Annotated in this window: 16 protein-coding genes; 3 read left to right on the top strand and 13 right to left on the bottom strand. The window is 71.8% G+C overall.

The genetic code is table 11. The features are described from left to right. Nucleotides 1–20 precede the first annotated feature (20 nt). From ACH34R_RS35715 to ACH34R_RS35695, 5 genes are read right to left on the bottom strand one after another with little or no spacing between them, the layout of a single operon-like run. A complete protein-coding gene (locus ACH34R_RS35715) occupies nt 21–989 on the bottom strand; it encodes a D-2-hydroxyacid dehydrogenase (RefSeq protein ID WP_397566010.1) in 969 nt (322 codons plus the stop codon). Next, nucleotides 986–1,192, bottom strand: a complete 207-nt coding sequence (locus tag ACH34R_RS35710; protein ID WP_111170334.1) for a tautomerase family protein — start codon at nt 1,190–1,192, stop codon at nt 986–988. The genes ACH34R_RS35715 and ACH34R_RS35710 overlap by 4 nt, the downstream gene beginning before the upstream one ends. 5 nt (nt 1,193–1,197) lie before the next feature. Continuing rightward, on the bottom strand, nt 1,198–2,073 hold the full coding sequence (locus tag ACH34R_RS35705) for a hypothetical protein (RefSeq protein ID WP_397566009.1): 876 nt from the start codon (nt 2,071–2,073) through the stop codon (nt 1,198–1,200). A gap of 40 nt (nt 2,074–2,113) precedes the next feature. Next, on the bottom strand, nt 2,114–3,754 hold the full coding sequence (locus ACH34R_RS35700) for an ABC transporter substrate-binding protein (RefSeq protein WP_397566008.1): 1,641 nt from the start codon (nt 3,752–3,754) through the stop codon (nt 2,114–2,116). Continuing rightward, nucleotides 3,732–4,799, bottom strand: coding sequence for a dipeptidase (locus ACH34R_RS35695; protein WP_397566007.1), 1,068 nt, complete (start codon nt 4,797–4,799; stop codon nt 3,732–3,734). The genes ACH34R_RS35700 and ACH34R_RS35695 overlap by 23 nt, the downstream gene beginning before the upstream one ends. 216 nt (nt 4,800–5,015) lie before the next feature. Here ACH34R_RS35695 and ACH34R_RS35690 point away from each other — a divergent pair, with 216 nt between their 5' ends. Beyond that, nucleotides 5,016–6,308, top strand: a complete 1,293-nt coding sequence (locus tag ACH34R_RS35690) for a DUF2252 domain-containing protein (protein WP_397566006.1) — start codon at nt 5,016–5,018, stop codon at nt 6,306–6,308. A gap of 66 nt (nt 6,309–6,374) precedes the next feature. After that, complete coding sequence (locus ACH34R_RS35685; protein WP_397566005.1) at nt 6,375–6,641, top strand: hypothetical protein; 267 nt, start codon at nt 6,375–6,377, stop codon at nt 6,639–6,641. Between the two features lie 105 nt (nt 6,642–6,746). Here the strand turns inward: ACH34R_RS35685 and ACH34R_RS35680 are convergent, their stop codons facing one another. Then, a complete protein-coding gene (locus ACH34R_RS35680; RefSeq protein WP_397566004.1) occupies nt 6,747–7,085 on the bottom strand; it encodes a DUF3040 domain-containing protein in 339 nt (112 codons plus the stop codon). A gap of 334 nt (nt 7,086–7,419) precedes the next feature. After that, complete coding sequence (locus ACH34R_RS35675; protein ID WP_397566003.1) at nt 7,420–7,905, bottom strand: MarR family transcriptional regulator; 486 nt, start codon at nt 7,903–7,905, stop codon at nt 7,420–7,422. A 124-nt stretch (nt 7,906–8,029) separates the two neighbouring features. On the opposite strand from ACH34R_RS35675, the gene ACH34R_RS35670 reads away from it, so the two are divergent. Then, complete coding sequence (locus ACH34R_RS35670; protein WP_397566002.1) at nt 8,030–9,481, top strand: MFS transporter; 1,452 nt, start codon at nt 8,030–8,032, stop codon at nt 9,479–9,481. Nucleotides 9,482–9,488: 7 nt separating this feature from the next. Here the strand turns inward: ACH34R_RS35670 and ACH34R_RS35665 are convergent, their stop codons facing one another. The 6 genes from ACH34R_RS35665 to ACH34R_RS35640 are packed head-to-tail and all read right to left on the bottom strand — an operon-like array spanning nt 9,489 to nt 15,935. After that, nucleotides 9,489–10,469 carry an NAD(P)H-dependent flavin oxidoreductase gene (locus ACH34R_RS35665; RefSeq protein ID WP_397566001.1) on the bottom strand — a complete coding sequence of 327 codons (981 nt, stop codon included), beginning with the start codon at nt 10,467–10,469 and terminating at the stop codon, nt 9,489–9,491. Continuing rightward, nucleotides 10,466–12,121 carry an AMP-binding protein gene (locus tag ACH34R_RS35660; RefSeq protein WP_397566000.1) on the bottom strand — a complete coding sequence of 552 codons (1,656 nt, stop codon included), beginning with the start codon at nt 12,119–12,121 and terminating at the stop codon, nt 10,466–10,468. The genes ACH34R_RS35665 and ACH34R_RS35660 overlap by 4 nt, the downstream gene beginning before the upstream one ends. 53 nt (nt 12,122–12,174) lie before the next feature. Next, nucleotides 12,175–12,981 (bottom strand): enoyl-CoA hydratase/isomerase family protein, encoded by an 807-nt coding sequence (locus ACH34R_RS35655; RefSeq protein WP_397565999.1) that lies wholly within the window; start codon nt 12,979–12,981, stop codon nt 12,175–12,177. Beyond that, complete coding sequence (locus ACH34R_RS35650) at nt 12,981–14,168, bottom strand: CaiB/BaiF CoA transferase family protein (RefSeq protein ID WP_397565997.1); 1,188 nt, start codon at nt 14,166–14,168, stop codon at nt 12,981–12,983. The genes ACH34R_RS35655 and ACH34R_RS35650 overlap by 1 nt, the downstream gene beginning before the upstream one ends. Further along, the gene (locus ACH34R_RS35645) at nt 14,165–14,911 is read right to left on the bottom strand and encodes an enoyl-CoA hydratase/isomerase family protein (protein WP_397565996.1); all 747 of its coding nucleotides are present in this window, start codon (nt 14,909–14,911) and stop codon (nt 14,165–14,167) included. The genes ACH34R_RS35650 and ACH34R_RS35645 overlap by 4 nt, the downstream gene beginning before the upstream one ends. Next, nucleotides 14,904–15,935, bottom strand: a complete 1,032-nt coding sequence (locus ACH34R_RS35640) for a hydroxymethylglutaryl-CoA lyase (protein WP_397565995.1) — start codon at nt 15,933–15,935, stop codon at nt 14,904–14,906. The genes ACH34R_RS35645 and ACH34R_RS35640 overlap by 8 nt, the downstream gene beginning before the upstream one ends. Nucleotides 15,936–15,950: the final 15 nt, after the last annotated feature.

The following is a 15,950-nucleotide window of genomic DNA, read 5'->3' as shown; positions in this document are numbered from 1 at the left end:
CGCCCGGGGATCGTGGTGTCTCAGTAGCCGAGTTCGGGCCGCCGCATCGTGCCCTCCAGCGCCTCGCCCGCCAGGAAGCGGTCGTAGTTGGCGCAGAAGTCCGCGTACAACCGGCGCAGGTTGCCCGACGCGCGGAAGGACGTGTGCGGGGTGAGGGTCGTGCGCGGCAGCTCCCACAGGCGGCTGGCCGCAGGCAGCGGCTCCTCCTCGAAGACGTCGATCACCGCGCCCGCGATCCGGCCGCCGGTCAGCGCCGCCACCAGGTCCTCCTCGGCCACCAGCGCGCCGCGCCCCACGTTGACCAGGACGGCGGAGGGCTTCATGGCCGCGAAGTGCTCGGCCCTGATCAGGTACCGGTTCTCCGGGGTCAGGGGCATCGCCAGCACCACCCAGTCGGCCTGGGGCAGCACCTCAAGGCAGCGCGCGACCGGCGTCACGCGCGTGAAGCCCTGGGCGGGCGCGCCGGTGCGGTTGACGCCGAGCACCGTGGCCCCGAGCGCGCCCGCCCGCCAGGCCACCTCCCAGCCGATGGACCCGGTGCCGAACACCAGCATCGTGCTGCCGATGAAGTCGGTGGCGACGGTGTTCACCCACTCCCGGCGCTCCTGCGCCGCGCGCAGCGCGGGAAAGCCCCGGGAGTGCATCAGCACCGCGCCGATCACGTACTCGCCGATCGGCACGCTGTAGGAGTGCGCCGAGCGGGTGAGCACCAGGCCCTCGGCCAGCCTGCGGCGCAGCGGCTCGCCGCCGATCCAGTCGAAGCCGGCCGCGGTGATCTGCACCCAGCGCAGCTTGCCCGCCGCGCGCAGGATGTCGTCGAACAGGTCCTCGTTCATGGCGCTGCGCAAGATGACCTCGGCGTCGAGGCAGTCCGGCGGGAGCGGGCCCGCGTCCGGCACGACGGTGAAGCGCCCGCCGGGATGGCGCTCGTGCAGCCACGGTGCCATCTCCGACAGGTTCTCGCTGAGCAGCACGTGGGGCGCGCTCATGCCGTCCCTTCGGCCGCCCGGGCGGCGCGCCTGCTGTAGGGAACGCCGCCCTTGGCCCACAGGTCCATCGAGACCTCGTACAGGATGACCTGGGTGCTCTCGCGCGGTGAGCCGTACTTGACCATCACGTCGGTCAGGTCGGCGATGAGCGCCTCGCGGGTCGCCTGATCGCGCGCCCCCAGCTCGACACGGATGATCGCCATGTGAATCAGTCCTTCCCGCCCGCCGCCCGGGCACCGGTGAAATCGGGGTCGCGGGCGTACTCGGCCCGCACGGCCAGGTAGGCGAAGGCGTGCGTGACGCCGGTGCGCAGCACCGCCTCGAAGACCTCCCGCGCCTTTTCTGTGTCGCCGTTGCAGTAGTGCCAGTTGCCCAGCCCGTAGCCCTGGGTCGCGGTGCGCAGGTCGTCGCCGTCCAGCGTCGCCCACAGCTCTTCGGGGGTCAGTTCGCCGGTGTAGAGGCGCATCCGGCTCTCGTAGCCGACGAAGTGCTCCTCCGCGGCCAGGTCGATCGCGCGGAACCGGTCGAGCACCGCCCGCGCCTCCGCGGTGCGGCCGAGCCGCCGCAGCGCCATGTACTGCCAGTCCTGGGCGGCCACGACGCCTTCCTGGTGACGGGCGGCGCTCTCCGCCTCGCGGAAGGCGGGCACGCAGCCCGCGAAGTCGCCCAGCAGGTACCGGGCGACGCCCAGGTGGTACCAGACCGAGGTGTGCAGCGTGGTCATGTACCGGTCCAGCGCCGCAGGGTCCCCGGCGGCCTCGCTGTCGAGGAGGTGCTGCGGGCGTACCTCCCCGGGCCGGTCGAGGACGAGGCTGACGATGTCCTTCTCCACCTCGGGCTGGTACATCTCGTACTCGTCCTCGACCCGGCCCAGGAGGCCGGCCGCGGTGCGCAGGTCATCGGCGGCCCCCGCGTAGTCGCCGATCGAGATGCGCCGGTGGCCGCGGAACCGCAGCAGCCGCGCGCTGCCCGGATCCAGCTCCAGCGCCTCGGTGAGCAGCGCTACGGCTTCGGCGTGCTTGTTCAGGTAACCCTTGAGCCTGGCCGCCATGATGTAGCGGTCGGTCAGCGGCACGGACGCCATGGATGTGGCCCTTTCGACGGGTCGGTGCTCCTGCGGCTCGTCAGCGGTCGAGCCAGAGGTGCCGGTAGAAGCGGTAGGTGGGGGTGGAGTCGCCCTGGTAGCCCATGACGTCCTTCTGCACGATGTCGAAGTCGGCGTTCAGGAAGGTCATGGCGACCGGGCCGCGCTCGGCCAGGATCTTCTCGGCCTGCTGGTACAGCTCGGCGCGCTTGGCGGAGTCCAGCTCCGAGCGGGCCTCGACGACCAGCCGCTCGTACTCTGGATCGCTCCAGTTTCCGTAGTTGAGGCCGCCGCCCTTGAGGAAGCTGGCCGAGAACCGCTCGTCCGGGTCGTAGGTCAGCCCGAAACCGGACTGGTACATGTCGAAGTCGCCGGACTTGGTCTTGGAGTCGGCGATGGTGGCCTCCACCGACTCGATGGTCACCTTGATCCCGATCTTGGCGAGCTGCTGCTGTTCCACCTCGGCCGAGCGCACCTGGAACGCGGAGGTGGCGATGACCATGAGCTTGGCCTCGAAGCCGCCGGCGTGGCCGGCCTCGGCGAGCAGCGCCTTGGCCTTCTCGATGTCCGGCTTGCCGTACACCGGCGCGGTCAGCGCGCCGAACCGGTCGGGGGGCAGGTAGCCGGCGTTCAGCGCGGTGCCGAAGCCGGAGTTGGCGACGTTCAGGATCTCCTGGCGGTCCAGCGCGTGGTAGATGGCCTGCCGTACCTTGACGTTGTCGAACGGCGGTCTGCCGGTGTTCAGCCGCAGGTGCAGCGACAGGGAGCCGGACCCGCCGTACCACTTCAGCGCCTGGTCGGCCTTCAGCGCGCCGATGAACTCGGGAGCCGGACGCCACAGGAAGTCGATGGTGCCGCTGCGGACGGCGGCGGCGCGGGCGTTGTCGTCGGGGTTGAAGGTGAAGTCCAGGCCGTCCAGGTAGGGGACGCCCTTCTCCCAGTACTTGTCGTGCCGGTCGAGCTTGATGGTCTGGCCGGTCACCCTTGATGCCAGCTTGAACGGGCCGCTGCCGCCGTCCACGCCGCCGTTGAGCCCGTCCTTTTCCGCCACCGTGCGGTCCACGACGGAGGAGGCCGAGGTGGACAGCAGCGTCAGGATCGCCGCGTTGGGCTTCGACAGCTTCAGGACCACGGTCTGGTCGTCTTCGGCGGTGACCGAGGAGATGGACTCGTAACTGCGCGCCCGCGGGGCCCGTGTCTTGGGATCCTTGATGCGCTCCAGGGAGTACTCGACGTCGTCGGCGGTCACCTTGCGGCCACTGTGGAAGTAGGCGTTGTCGCGGAGTGTGAAGGTGAGCGTCCTGCCGTCGTCGCTCTGCTTCCACGACTCGGCCAGCGCCGGCTGGATCTCGCCCCGGTAGGAGTGGACCAGCGATTCGTAGATCTGCTCGTTGATGACGAACGCCGAGGTCTCCGACATCCGGTGCGGGTCGAGTTCGGTGGCGTCCAGGCGGATCATGATGCCGAGCCGGCCGCCCGGCTTGGGCGGCCCCTGCGGCTTGGTCTCGTCCTGGAGGCGGACGTCGGCGGTCAGTCCGTCGTTCGCCGTGGCCGTGCCCTGGGCGCCGGACGGGGGCGCGCCGCCCCCGCCGCAGGCGGCCAGTACGGCCAGCGCGGCGCCGGCCGCGACCGCGCTGGAGAACGTGCTGGAAAGGGTGCTAAAGAGGGTGCGTCTTCTCATCGGATGTCTCCTTGCGGGGAGAGGGGTTCGACATCGATGGCCCGGGCTTCCACGCCTCGGCGAAGACCCGCAGCCAGTTGCCCCCGAGGACTTTTCCGACCTCCTCCGCTGAGAAGCCACCGTCCAGCAGGGCGGCGGTGAAGTTGGCGAAGTGCGAGTGGTCGTCCATCCCCACGGCCCGGCGCTGGTCCCAGGGCCAGTCGCCGAGCAGGTTGTGGAACTCCTTGGCCTTGGCCTGCTCGGCCCGCATGGCCTCGGTGAGCGTCTCGTCATAGTCGGTGGCGACGGCGACGTGGTCGATCCCGGCGACCTCCACGACGCGCGAGACGTGCTCGACGAAGCGGGCCAGGTCGGGGCGGCGGGCCGGGTCGCCGGGGTGGTAGAGGAAGGCCGACAGGCTGGTGATCCCGATGACGCCGCGCTGCTCGGCCAGCCGCCGCAGGTAGGCGTCGGACTTGGCCCGGATGTGCGGGGACAGGGCGTCGCAGAAGGAGTGGGTGACGACGACGGGCCTGCCGGAGGCGTCCATGGCGTCCAGGCCGGTGCGCTCGCCGCAGTGCGAGACGTCCACCAGGACGCCCAGCTCGTTCATCTCGCGGACGAAGGCGCGCCCCTGGTGGGTGAGCCCGGAGTCGGAGGACTCCCCGCAGCCGCTGCCCAGCAGGTTCTGCCGCTGGTAGGTGAGTTGCAGGATGCGTACGCCGAGGTCGTGGAAGGTGCCCAGCAGGTCGAGGTCCACGCCGATCATCTCGGTGTCCTGCGGGCCCAGGATGACGGCCTCCCTGCCCTCGGTCTTGGCCCGCGCGATGTCGGCGACGTCGAGGGCGAGCAGTACCGAGTCCGCGTGCCCGTCGATCCAGCGGCGGCACTCGTTCACCTGGCGCAGGGCGGTGACGGTGTCGGCGTAGGGGACGGTCACGGTGTGGTTGACGGCGGTGACGCCGCCTCGCCGGATCCGTTCGATGTGCTCGTCGCTGAGCTCGATGACCGTGCTCCCGTCGACCACTGTGGTGGCGGCGTGCAGGTCGATCGGCGAGGGGGGCAACGTCGCCTCCAGGGGTCGAATGGCGAGAACCTTGGGGCGACACTACGAGACCACCTCATATTATGTCTAGATATGCAGGCGAATCGTCGTATCGATCCGCAGAAATGACGAGATTCGTCGATCTGGCGAGCGGGTGAATTCTGTCGCTCTGGTCGCGTAGATCACGACTGCGCAACCGGCGATCACGGCGGTCTCCGCTGGGATAGCGTGCGTGCCATGGAGCGTTCCCGGCACATCCGCGATGTGCTCGTCACCGAGTTCGGTCCGTCCATCCAGCGTGACCCCGCCGCCTTCCGCCGCAAGTTCCGCAAGATGGCGGCCTCGCCGTTCGCCTTCTACCGGGGCAGTGCCTGCCTGTTCTACGCCGACATGACCGGGGCCTTCGCCGACGACGCCTACCTGGACGGCAAGACCTCGCGGGTGTGGATCCACGGCGACCTGCACGCGGAGAACTTCGGCACCTACATGAACTCCTCCGGCCTGCTGGTCTTCAACGTCAACGACTTCGACGAGGCGTACGTCGGCCCGTTCGTCTGGGACCTGAAGCGCCTGGTGGCCAGCCTGGCGCTGATCGGGTACGCCAAGGCGCTGTCGGACGAGGCGATCACCGACCTGGTGACCGGCTTCGCCGGGTCCTACCTCGCCGAGCTGACCGCCATCTGCGGGTCCGGTGACACGGCGCTCGGCTCGCTCACCCTGGACACCACGACCGGGGCGCTCCACCGGGTGCTGCAACGCGCCCGGCTCAACACCCGGGTGGCCCTGCTCGACGTGGAGACCACGATCGAGAACTACGACCGCCGCTTCGCCGTCATGGAGGGCCGCCGGGCGGTCGGGGCGGAGACCCGGAGCGCGGTGGAGGCGGCGTTCGCCGGGTACCTGGCCACGGTCCCGGAGTCGACGGGCGTGGAGCACACGATCAAGGACGTCGCGGTGCGCACCGGCGTGGGCATCGGCTCGGCCGGCCTGCCGTCGTACAACCTGCTGCTGGAAGGGCACACCCAGGCCCTTGAGAACGACGTCATCCTCTACATGAAGCAGGCGCAGACCCCGGCGGTCGCCCGGCACATCGAAGACGAGCGCGTCACCTCCTACTTCCGCCACCAGGGACACCGCACCGCCGAGTCCCAGCGCGCCCTCCAGGCGTACGCCGACCCCTGGCTCGGCTACACCGAGCTGAACGGCGTCGGCCAGATGGTCGCCGAGATCTCGCCCTACTCCGCCGACCTCGACTGGGACGAGGTCAACGAGCCCGACGAGTTCGACTCGGTCGTGCGCGACCTGGGCGTCGCGGTGGCCCGCATGCACGCCGTGGCCGACGACCACTCCGGCCACGACCTGGTCGCGTTCTCCACCGAGGAGGCCATCGTGGCGGCCATCGGCGACGACGGCGCCGCGTTCACCGCGCTGCTGGTGGACTTCGCCCACGCCTACGGCGTCCGCGCCCGCGAGGACCACCAGCTCTTCGTGGACCTGTTCCGCAACGGCAGGCTGCTGCCGCAGGAGTGAGCGCCCGGCGCGGGTATTGACTTTCGGCAATGGGGGCACCGGCCGGTCGTGGCTAGCCTGGGCCGGGTGAAGGGCAAGGCGAAGCCGATCGCGGCATGGCGCTGTTCGCGGTGCCGGCCGGCCCGGCGCTGTGGGCGGGCTCCCCTCCGCTGCGGCGCTGCGGCCGGCCTGGTCTTGGAGCAGTTGACCACCTTGCTGACCGCAGCGCGCCACCGCCACCACGCGACCGCGAACAGCGCGGCGAAGACCACCAATATCCCGCCGGTGCCCGCCTCGCTCATTTCCCGTGGCCATTCCGCGCCGGCAGTGGCCATTTCCACGGTGAATCTGTAAAGCTCGCCGTTCATTTCGCTGCCTCCATCGATGCTCGTAGGCAGCGGTGAAGGCATTGTCGCCGGACGTCGCCGGGGACCATTGACTTTCGTCAATGCCGAGGGTTCAGCGGTGGCAGAGGACGCCCGTGGTGTTGTGGGCCTCGGCGGGCCGGACCGGCGTGACGCCCGAGGCGCCGGCCCCGCTGCGCGGCGGGATGCACGACGGGCGGGAGGCGTACACCGTCACCCCCGTCAGCAGCAGGACGAAGGCGAGCATGGCCAGCGCCACCATCGTGAGCTCCCGGCCGGTCACGTCGTCACCGGCCTGGTCGCGGGCCGTCTCGGCGGGCGGGCCGGGGCCGGGCGGGAGGGCGGACATGGCGATGGCGAAGTCGGGGTCGGTGCGGTGGAACCAGCGCTCGATCTCCTGTAGCACCCGCTGCTCGTATCTGGACAATCCCATGCCGATCACCTGCCAGTGCCGGCCGGTCCGGCTGCGGCCATCCGTCGTCCGCATGACCGGCGGACGCGCCCGGCGACGGCGCCGGCCATTCGTGACGATTTCGCTTGTGTTCGCGTATGCGGGACTCAATCACTTCGCTACCCCCGCGCGGTGACGGCGAATCGCACCCGGGTCGCCACCGGGCCGAACTCAGGAACCGGCGTCCCTGGACCTGACCGATTTACCGCAGATCCTCCGCCACCTCCGGTAAATTCCCGGGAAAGGTGGCCAATTCCCGGGAAGCGCGGCGACAGGGATGCCCAACGAGAGCGTCCAGAAGCGGAAAGCCGTGGCTTCAGTCGCCCGATGCGGTGCTCTGGAAGCGCTGGGCCTCGGCGGCGGTGTCGCGCTCTGCCGCCGCCATGAACCGCACCAGCAGACGCAGCTCCTCGTCGGTGTACCCGGCCAGTTCGTCGCGGGTGCGGGCGACCAGCCCGGCGTAGGCGGTCGCGGCGCGGTCCCGGCCCTCCTGGGTGGGCTCGATGAGCACCCGCCTGCGGTCGGCCGGGTCGGGCACCCGGCGGACGCAGCCGGCGGCCACCAGCCGGTCGATCATGCGCGAGGCCGACCCGGTGGTGAGGTTGACCCGTTTGGCCAGCGTGCCGGGGGTGGCCGGGCCGTACCGGTCGAGCACGTGCAGGCACAGCACGTCGGTGTCGGTGACCCCGAGCCGGGTGGCGACGGCGCTGTTGAGCTGTACGACCGCGATGGCCCAGCCCGGGATGGAACGCGTGACCAGCTCGCCGAGCAGGGCCGCCCGCTCCTCGTTCGTCGCCGCCACGGTGCCGCCCCTCCCGCCGATCGCTGCGTCGCGCAGCGAAATTTCCGATATACTCACTGCGCGACGCAGTAACTGTGTAGCGCAGCTAATTTTACCGTACCGATGCGAGGAGCGCACTCCAAGCATGACCACCACGACCGGCACCACCACCACCTCTCCGCCCGGACTGTCCGGGCGCGCGGCGGGCCTCGTGCTCGCCGCCGTCCTTCTCGCGTCCTTCATGGAACTCCTGGACGCCACCATCGTCAGCGTCGCGGCCCCCGCCATCGCCGCCGACCTGCGCGCCGGAGAGGCCGCGCTGCAATGGACGATCGCCGGATACCCGCTCGCCATCGGCGCGGGCCTGATCACCGGCGGCAGGATCGGCGACCAGTTCGGCCGCCGCCGGGTATTCCTGCTCGGGCTGGCCGCGTTCGCGCTGGCCTCGGCGGGCTGCGGGCTGGCCGCGTCCCCTGGCCTGCTGATCGGCATGCGGGTCGTCCAGGGGCTGGCCGGCGGCCTGATGATCCCGCAGGTGTTCGGCGTCATCCGAGCCTCCTTCGCGCCCGCCGCGCGGGCGCGGGCGCTCGGGGCCTACGGGGCCGTGCTGGGCCTGGCGTCGGTGGCCGGGCCGCTGCTCGGCGGCGTCCTGGTCGAGGCCGATCTGTTCGGCCTCGGCTGGCGGGCGATCTTCTGGGTCAACCTGCCGATCGCGGTCCTCGCGCTGGCCGTCGGCGGCCGGTTCATGCCCGAGTCCCGCGTGCCGGACGGCTCGCGGCTGGACCTGCCCGGCGCGGCGCTCGCCGCGCTCGCCGCCGTACTGCTGCTCCTGCCCCTGGTCCAGGGCCGCGAGTGGGGCTGGCCCTGGTGGGGCTTCGCCCTCCTGGCCTGCGCGCTCCCGGTCGGCGCGCTCTTCATCGCGGTGGAACGGCGGCGCGCCGCGCGCGGCGGGCAGCCGATCTTCGACCCGGCGCTGCTGCGCGTCCGCTCCTTCAGCGCGGGGCTCGCGGTCTGCCTGCTGTTCTTCGGCGCGCTCGGGTCCTTCTTCCTGCTGCTGTCCCTCTACCTCCAGGCAGGCACCGGGCGCGGCGCGCTGGAGACCGGCCTGGTGATCCTGCCGTACGCGATCGGGTCGATCCTCACCTCCGGCGTGGGCGCGGCCCTCGCCGGTCGCGCGGGCCGCGCCCTGCCGGCCTCCGGGGCGCTGGTCCTGGCCGCGTCCCAGGTCGTCCTGCTGGTGATGGTCCGCGGCGGCGAGCCGTCCTCGTGGGCCCTCGCCGTACCGCTGTTCCTGGGCGGCGCGGGACTCGGGCTCACCGCGCCCTCCCTGATCAACGTCGTGCTCGCCGGAGTGCCCGGCAGGGACGCCGGGGCCGCGGGAGGTGTGCTCAACACCGTCACCCAGCTCGGCGGCGCGCTCGGCGTCGCCGCGCTCGGCGCGGTGTTCTTCGCCCGCCTGGACGCCGCGCCCCCAGGCCCCGCCGCGTACGCCGACGCCCTGGCCGCGATCCTGCCCTGGCAGATCGCCTGCTATCTCGCCGCCGCCGCCCTGATGTTCCTGCTGCCCCGCCCGGAAAAGGAGACGCCGCGCGGGTGAGCGCGCGTCACGGCTCCTGTACGTGGGGCAGCCCGCTCACCACGTCGGCGTACTCGGCGACCAGGCGGCGGACGATCTCGGCGGCGGGCAGGATGGAGTCGATCAGCCCCGCCGACTGGCCCGCCTCCACCTTGCCCGCGGCGACGTCGCCCTCCAGCGCTGCGGCGCGCAGGCTGGTGGAGGCGAAGTGCGCGCGGCGTTTGTCCACGTCGGCACCGCCGTGTTCGAGTTCGGCCATCCGGGCGGCGAAGTCGTTGGCCAGCACCCGGATCACGCCGAGGTCGCGCCCCACGGTCAGGGTGTCGCCGACCCCGGCGGACACCACCGCGGCCTTGTAGGCCGGGTGCAGGCTGGACTCCGTGCTGGCCAGGAAGCGGGTGCCGAACTGCGCGGCCCCCGCCCCGAGCGCCAGCGCGGCGGCGAGGCCCGCGCCGTCGGCGAGCCCGCCGGAGGCGATGATGGGCGTGCCGGGCGCGAACCTGGCCACGGCCCTGACCATGACCAGCGTGGAGACCAGGGCGGCCGGCGGGTGGCCGCCGGCCTCACCGCCGACGACGACGAGCCCGTCCACCCCCGCGTCCAGTGCCTTGCGCGCGTGCTCCTCGCCCGCGACGACGTGCAGGCACAGCGTGCCGAGGTCCTTGAACCTGCTCAGGTACCGGCGCGGGCCGCCCTGGGAGGCGATCAGCACCGGGACGCCCATCCGGGCGAGGAGGTCCATGACCTCCTCGGCTCCGCGCCGGTACAGCGGGAGGTTCACCGCGAACGGCCGGTCGGTGCCCTCCCGTACCTGCTCGATCGTGCGGGCGAGGTCGGGCAGGCGCATCGGCCCGGCGGCGATCACGCCGAGGCCGCCCGCGTTGCAGACCGCGATCGGGAGTCCGGCGCAGGAGGAGGCCCATGACATGCCCGCCTGCACGATCGGCAGGTCGATGCCGAGCAGCCGGGTGACGGGGGTCTCGATCCGCGGCCCGCCGGACCGGCTCACTGCTCCTCACCGGCGAGCAACCGCTCCGCGTACGCAGCGAGATGCCGTTTTTGCACCTTGGAGCTGGCGGTCATGCCGATATGCTCGAAGCCGGAGATCACCCGCAGGTGCCGGGGGACCTTGAAGCCGGCCAGCCGTTCGCGCAGCCAGTCCAGGATCTCCTCGGGCTCGGCCCGGCAGTCGTCCTTCAGCACCACGAACGCGAACGGCACCTCCACCAGCCGCGGGTCGGGCACGCCGACGACCGCCGCCAGCCGGACCTGCGGGTGGTGGTGCAGTACGTCCTCGACCTCGGCCGGGGCCACGTTCTCGCCGCCCACCCTGATCAGGTCCTTGGCCCGGCCGACGAACTTCAGCCGGCCGTCCGGGCCGAGCGTGCCGAGGTCGCCGGTGGACAGCCAGCCGTCCGCCGACAGCGCCGCCCGGGTCTCGTCGGGCATCTCGTAGTAGCCGCGCATCACGTTCCAGCCGCGCACCAGGATCTCGCCGGGCCGGCCGGGCGGGCAGTCCGCGCCGCCCTCCAGGTCCCTGATCCGTACCTCGACGCCCGGCTCCGGGAGCATCCGGCCGGAGACGCGCACCTCCTCGGGCTCCCACCAGGCCGACTGCGCGACGTTGGGGGACGCCTCGGACAGGCCGTAGCCGACCACGCACTCCCTCGCCCCGAGTTCCGCCACGATCCGGCGTACCACGGTGGGGGAGGCGGCGGCCCAGGCGCCGCGCAGCACCAGCTTTCTGCGCGGCCGGTCGGGGTGGTTGAGCAGCATCAGCGCGATGGTGTCGTTGCCGGCGAAGTGCGTGCAGCGCTCCGCCTCCATGATCCGCAGCGCCTCGCCGGCCTCGAACCGGTCCATCGTGACCAGTGTGGTCACGTGCTGGACGCTGGCCAGCACCGAAAGCGTGCTGCCCGCCGCGTGGAAGAACGGCCGGGCGCTGTGGAAGCGGTCGCCGGGCCGCAGGCCGAGTCGCGTGCCGGAGAAGTACGCGTCCGCGCACATGTTGCGGTGGGTCAGCAGGACGCCCTTGGGGTAGGACGTGGTGCCCGAGGTGTACTGGATGAGCAGCACGTCGTCCGGCTCGGAGGCGGGCGGTACCGGACCGCTCGCACCGGCCAGGAAGCCGGCCCAGCGGGTCGCCGCGGCCGGTACGTCGGTGCCGATCACGACGACCGAGCGCAGGTCGGGCAGCGCGGGGTCGGGCAGCGCGGAGTCCACGCCGGGACAGATCTCGCGCAGCGTCCCGATGAAGTCGATCTTGAGGAACCGGTCGGCGACGAAGAGCATGCGGGCCCGCGACTGCCGCAGTAGGTAGGCCGTCTCGCCGGCGCGCAGCCGGGTGTTGACCGGGACGGTGACCGCGCCCAGCGAGCCGATCGCGATGAACAGCGCCACCCAGCGCGGGCCGTTGCCGAGGCAGACGGCGATGTGGTCGCCCCGGCCGACCCCGGCGGCGGCGAGCGCGGCCCGGATGGCGGCCACCTCTTCGGCCAGCTCACCGTAGGCGATCCGCTCGCGCGGCGTGACGACGGCCTCCACCTCGCCCCCGGTCACGGCGGCCCGGCGCAGCGCGGCATCGGCCGTCAGCGGGCAGGCCGCGGCCAGGTCCGCGGGGGAGAGGACGCCGGTCACCGGCCCGGCGGCGGACTGCGTCATGGTCGCTGCCCTCCTCCTCGGACGCCATCCAGGGAAGGCGTAGAAGGTCCCCCTTATCCGGAATATAGTTGGTCGTTCGCGGGCCGTGCCGGAAGCCCCTGACCTTTGCGAACGTCGGGCGGGCGACGGTCGAGATTCGTCCTGCCGCCGGCCAGGCAGCGCTCGATCGCGGCCATCTCGATCCGGACGCCGTTGCCGAGGTCGGTCTCCGAGCCGAGGTCCACGGCCTGCTTGGTCAGGCCGATCGACAGCGGGGGCGCGCTCGCGATCGTCTCGGCCGCCCGCGCGCCCTCGGCGAGCAGGTCATCGGCCGGTACGACCCGCGCGACCAGGCCCACCGCGGCGGCCTCGCGCACGTCCATGACCCGCGCGGTGAACAGCAGCTCCTTGGCCCGGCCGCGGCCGATCACCCGCTGCAACCGCTGGGTGGCCCCCACCGTGCCGCGGTGCGGCTCAGGGAACCTGAACGTGGTGTCGTCCCCGGCGATGATGAAGTCGCAGCTCATCGCGATCTCCCCGCCGGAGCCCACGACGGGACCCCGTACCAGGGCCACCACCGGCTTGGCGCACCGCTCGATGGTCTCGTAGGCGGCGAAGGAGGCCAGCCGCCTGCGGCGCACCCACGCGGCGTCGCGGCCGTGGCGCTCCTTGAGGTCGGCTCCCGCGCAGAAGGCCGGGCCGTTCGCGCTGAGCAGCACCACCCGCACGTCCGGGTCGGAGTCCAGGTCCTCGAAGACCTCGCGGAGCCGGTGGCACATCGCCAGGTTCAGCGCGTTGCGCGCGGCCGGCCGGTTCAGCACGACGTGCGCCACGTTCCCGTCGTGGCGCACGAGCACCGGTCCGTCCTCGATGTCGGACACTAGATCGTCCCTTCCTCGCGCAGCCGGGCTATCTCCGCCGGATCCAGTCCGAGCATCTTGCTGAGCACCGCTTCGGTGTCCGCGCCCAGCAGCGGCGGGGCGGCGAGCGGCGGCCCTTCCAGGCCGTCGATGCGCATCGGGGTGCGCAGGGCAGGGAACCTGCCCTCCACGGGGTGCTCGAAATGGCCGACCATCTCCCGCGCGTCGATGTGCGGGTCCGACAGCACCTCGCGCACCGAGTTGATCTCGCCGACCGGCACGTCGGCGGCGCGCAGCGCGTCGGCCAGCTCGTCGCGCCGCCGGCCGGCGATGGCGGTTTCGAGCGCGGCCATCACCCTCGCCCGCTGGGCCACCCGGCCCGCGTTGGCGGCCAGGTCCGGATCGGCGGCCAGCTCGGGCAGCCCGAGCACGTCGCACAGCGGCTTCCAGTGCTGGTCGCTGCCGCTGATGTGCAGCCACCCGCCGTCCGCGCACTCGAACGCCGCCGACGGCACCCGCCCCAGGTGCTCGGTGCCGGTCCGCACCGGGTCCTCATCCAGCGCGAACAGCCGGGCGGCGGCCAGCGCCAGCAGGCTGACCTGCACGTCCATCATGGCCAGGTCCACGTGCGCGCCCCGGCCGGTACGCCCCCGGCCGACCAGGCCGGTCAGCGCGGCGACCACGATCCACAGCGCGGAGGTCATGTCCGAGATGGGTACCCCGGCCTTGGCGGGCGGGGAGCCCGGGTGCCCGGTGAGCGCCATGATCCCGGACAGCGCCTGGAAGATGGTGTCGTAGCCTTTGCGGTTCGCGTAGGGGCCGTCCTGGCCGAAGCCGGTGTTGGAGATGTACACCAGGCCGGGGTTGATGGCAGAAAGGTCCTGATATCCGAGCCCGAGCCTGGCCATCACGCCGGGCAGGAAGTTCTCCACCACGATGTCGGCGCGCTCGGCGAGTCCGCGGGCGATCTCCTGGCCGCGCGGGCTCTTCAGGTTGAGGGTCACCGAGCGCTTGCCGCGGTTGAAGGCGAAGAAGTACGCGCTCTCGCCGCCGGGCAGCCGCGGCTCGAAGTGCCGCGACTCGTCCCCGCCGCCGGCCTGCTCGATCTTGATCACCTCGGCGCCCAGCTCGGCGAGGATCTGGGTGGCCATCGGACCGGCCAGCACCCGCGAGAAGTCCAGCACGGTGATCCCGGCGAGTGGGCTCATCCGCCCGCCCCCGCGAATCCGCGCATGATCGCGTTGATGTCGCCGCCGGTCCGCATCGCCTGGTCGAACGGCAGGTCGGCGACCCGGTAGAAGAGGTCCTTGATGGCGGACATGGCCAGCGGGTTGACCTCGGCCCAGCGGGTGGCGATCTCCATGGCCGTGTCGAACGCCTGGTCCACCGGTGTCACCCGGTTGGCCAGGCCGTTCTCGGCCAGCTCCGCGGCGGTGAGCCGGCGCCCGGTACTGACCAGCTCGAAGGCGAGCTTGCGGCCGAGCTGGCGTTGCAGCCCGGTCATCACGATCGCGGGCACCAGCGAGTGCCGCACCTCCGGATAGCCGAACGACGCGTCGTCGGCGGCGACCATCATGTCGCAGCCGATGGCCAGGCCCGCGCCGCCGCCCAGGGCGTGGCCCTGCACGACGGACACGATGGGTTTGCGCATTCGTTGCAGCATGGCCTGGGTCTTGGTGGTCAGCTCCGAGCGCCGGATCACCGCGCGGTTGTCGGCGGGGGTGAGCACGGCGAACTCGGAGGTGTCGGCCCCGGTGCAGAACGACCGGCCCTCCCCGGCGAGCACCACCGCGCGCACGGCGTCGTCCTCGTCGGCCCGGCGCAGCTCGTCGTGCAGCGCCCGGGTGAGCGCGGTGTTCAGCGCGTTCAGCTTGGCCGGCCGGTTCAAGCGCAGCACCTGTACGGCGCCGCGCCGCTCGCTGATCAGCACTTCGGCGTCGTCATTAGGCATCCTGGCGTACCTCTCCATGGGTCAGGCCGAAACCGGCGCGGGCCACCATGCTGTGCAATGTCCGGCCCAGCGCCTGTTCGCACCGGCGCGAGGCGGCCAACAGCAGGTCGAGGTCGAGCCCGGTGGACACGCCCTCCGACTCCAGCAGGTTCACCAGGTCCTCGGTGCAGACGTTTCCGGTGATGCCGCCGCCGTAGTGGATCTGGGCCGGATGCCCGCCGACGCCGCCGATCGCGGTGTCGAAGTCGCGGCAGCCCGCCTCCAGCGCGGCGACGCAGTTGGCGATCCCGGTGCCCCGAGTGTTGTGGAAGTGGGCCACCACCGGGAGCCGGGGGTGCGCCGCGAGGGTGCGGCGGAAGGCCGCGGACACCGTCTTCGGCGTGGCCAGGCCGGTCGTGTCGCCGAGTGTCACCAGATCGACGCCCAGTTCGGCGAACCGGGCGACGTCCTCGGCGACGACCGCGGGGTCGACCGCGCCCTCGAAGGGGCAGCCGAAGGCCACGGAGATCACGCCGACCAGCCGGAACCGGCCGATGGCCAGCCGTACCATCTCGGCGACCTTGTCCCACTGGCGTTCCCGGGTGGTGCCGAGGTTGCGTTCGGTGTGCGACTCGGTGGCCGAGACCAGCAGGCTCAGCTCGGTCGCGCCGTGCCCGGCGTCCAGGTCGGCCAGGGCGCGCCGCACGGCACGGGGGTTGGGACAGGTCGCCTTGTAGGCCACGCCGTCCGTGTGGGTCAGCCCGGCGAGTACCGCGCTCGCGTCGCGGAAGGCGGGAACCCGTTCTGGATGGCTGTAACTGGTCGCCTCGATCCTGGTGAAGCCGGCCTCGCGGAACGCTTCGATCAACTCGATCTTGACGCCGGTGGGGACGAACGCCTCCTCGTGCTGGAGTCCGTCTCGGGCGAAGCACTCACAGATCGTGACGCGGTCGCCATGCACGTACGCCTCCTCGGGGTTGGCACCGCATGGGTCGTAGCAGCAGATATATAGCTTGGTGTTGTCATCGTCAACACCAAGACCCATTGCGGAGGGGGTGGC

Origin of the sequence: Spongiactinospora sp. 9N601 (genome assembly GCF_044326295.1) — a bacterium.
Taxonomy (GTDB): Bacteria; Actinomycetota; Actinomycetes; order Streptosporangiales; family Streptosporangiaceae; genus Spongiactinospora; species Spongiactinospora gelatinilytica.
This window is presented reverse-complemented; position numbering and strand designations above follow the sequence as displayed.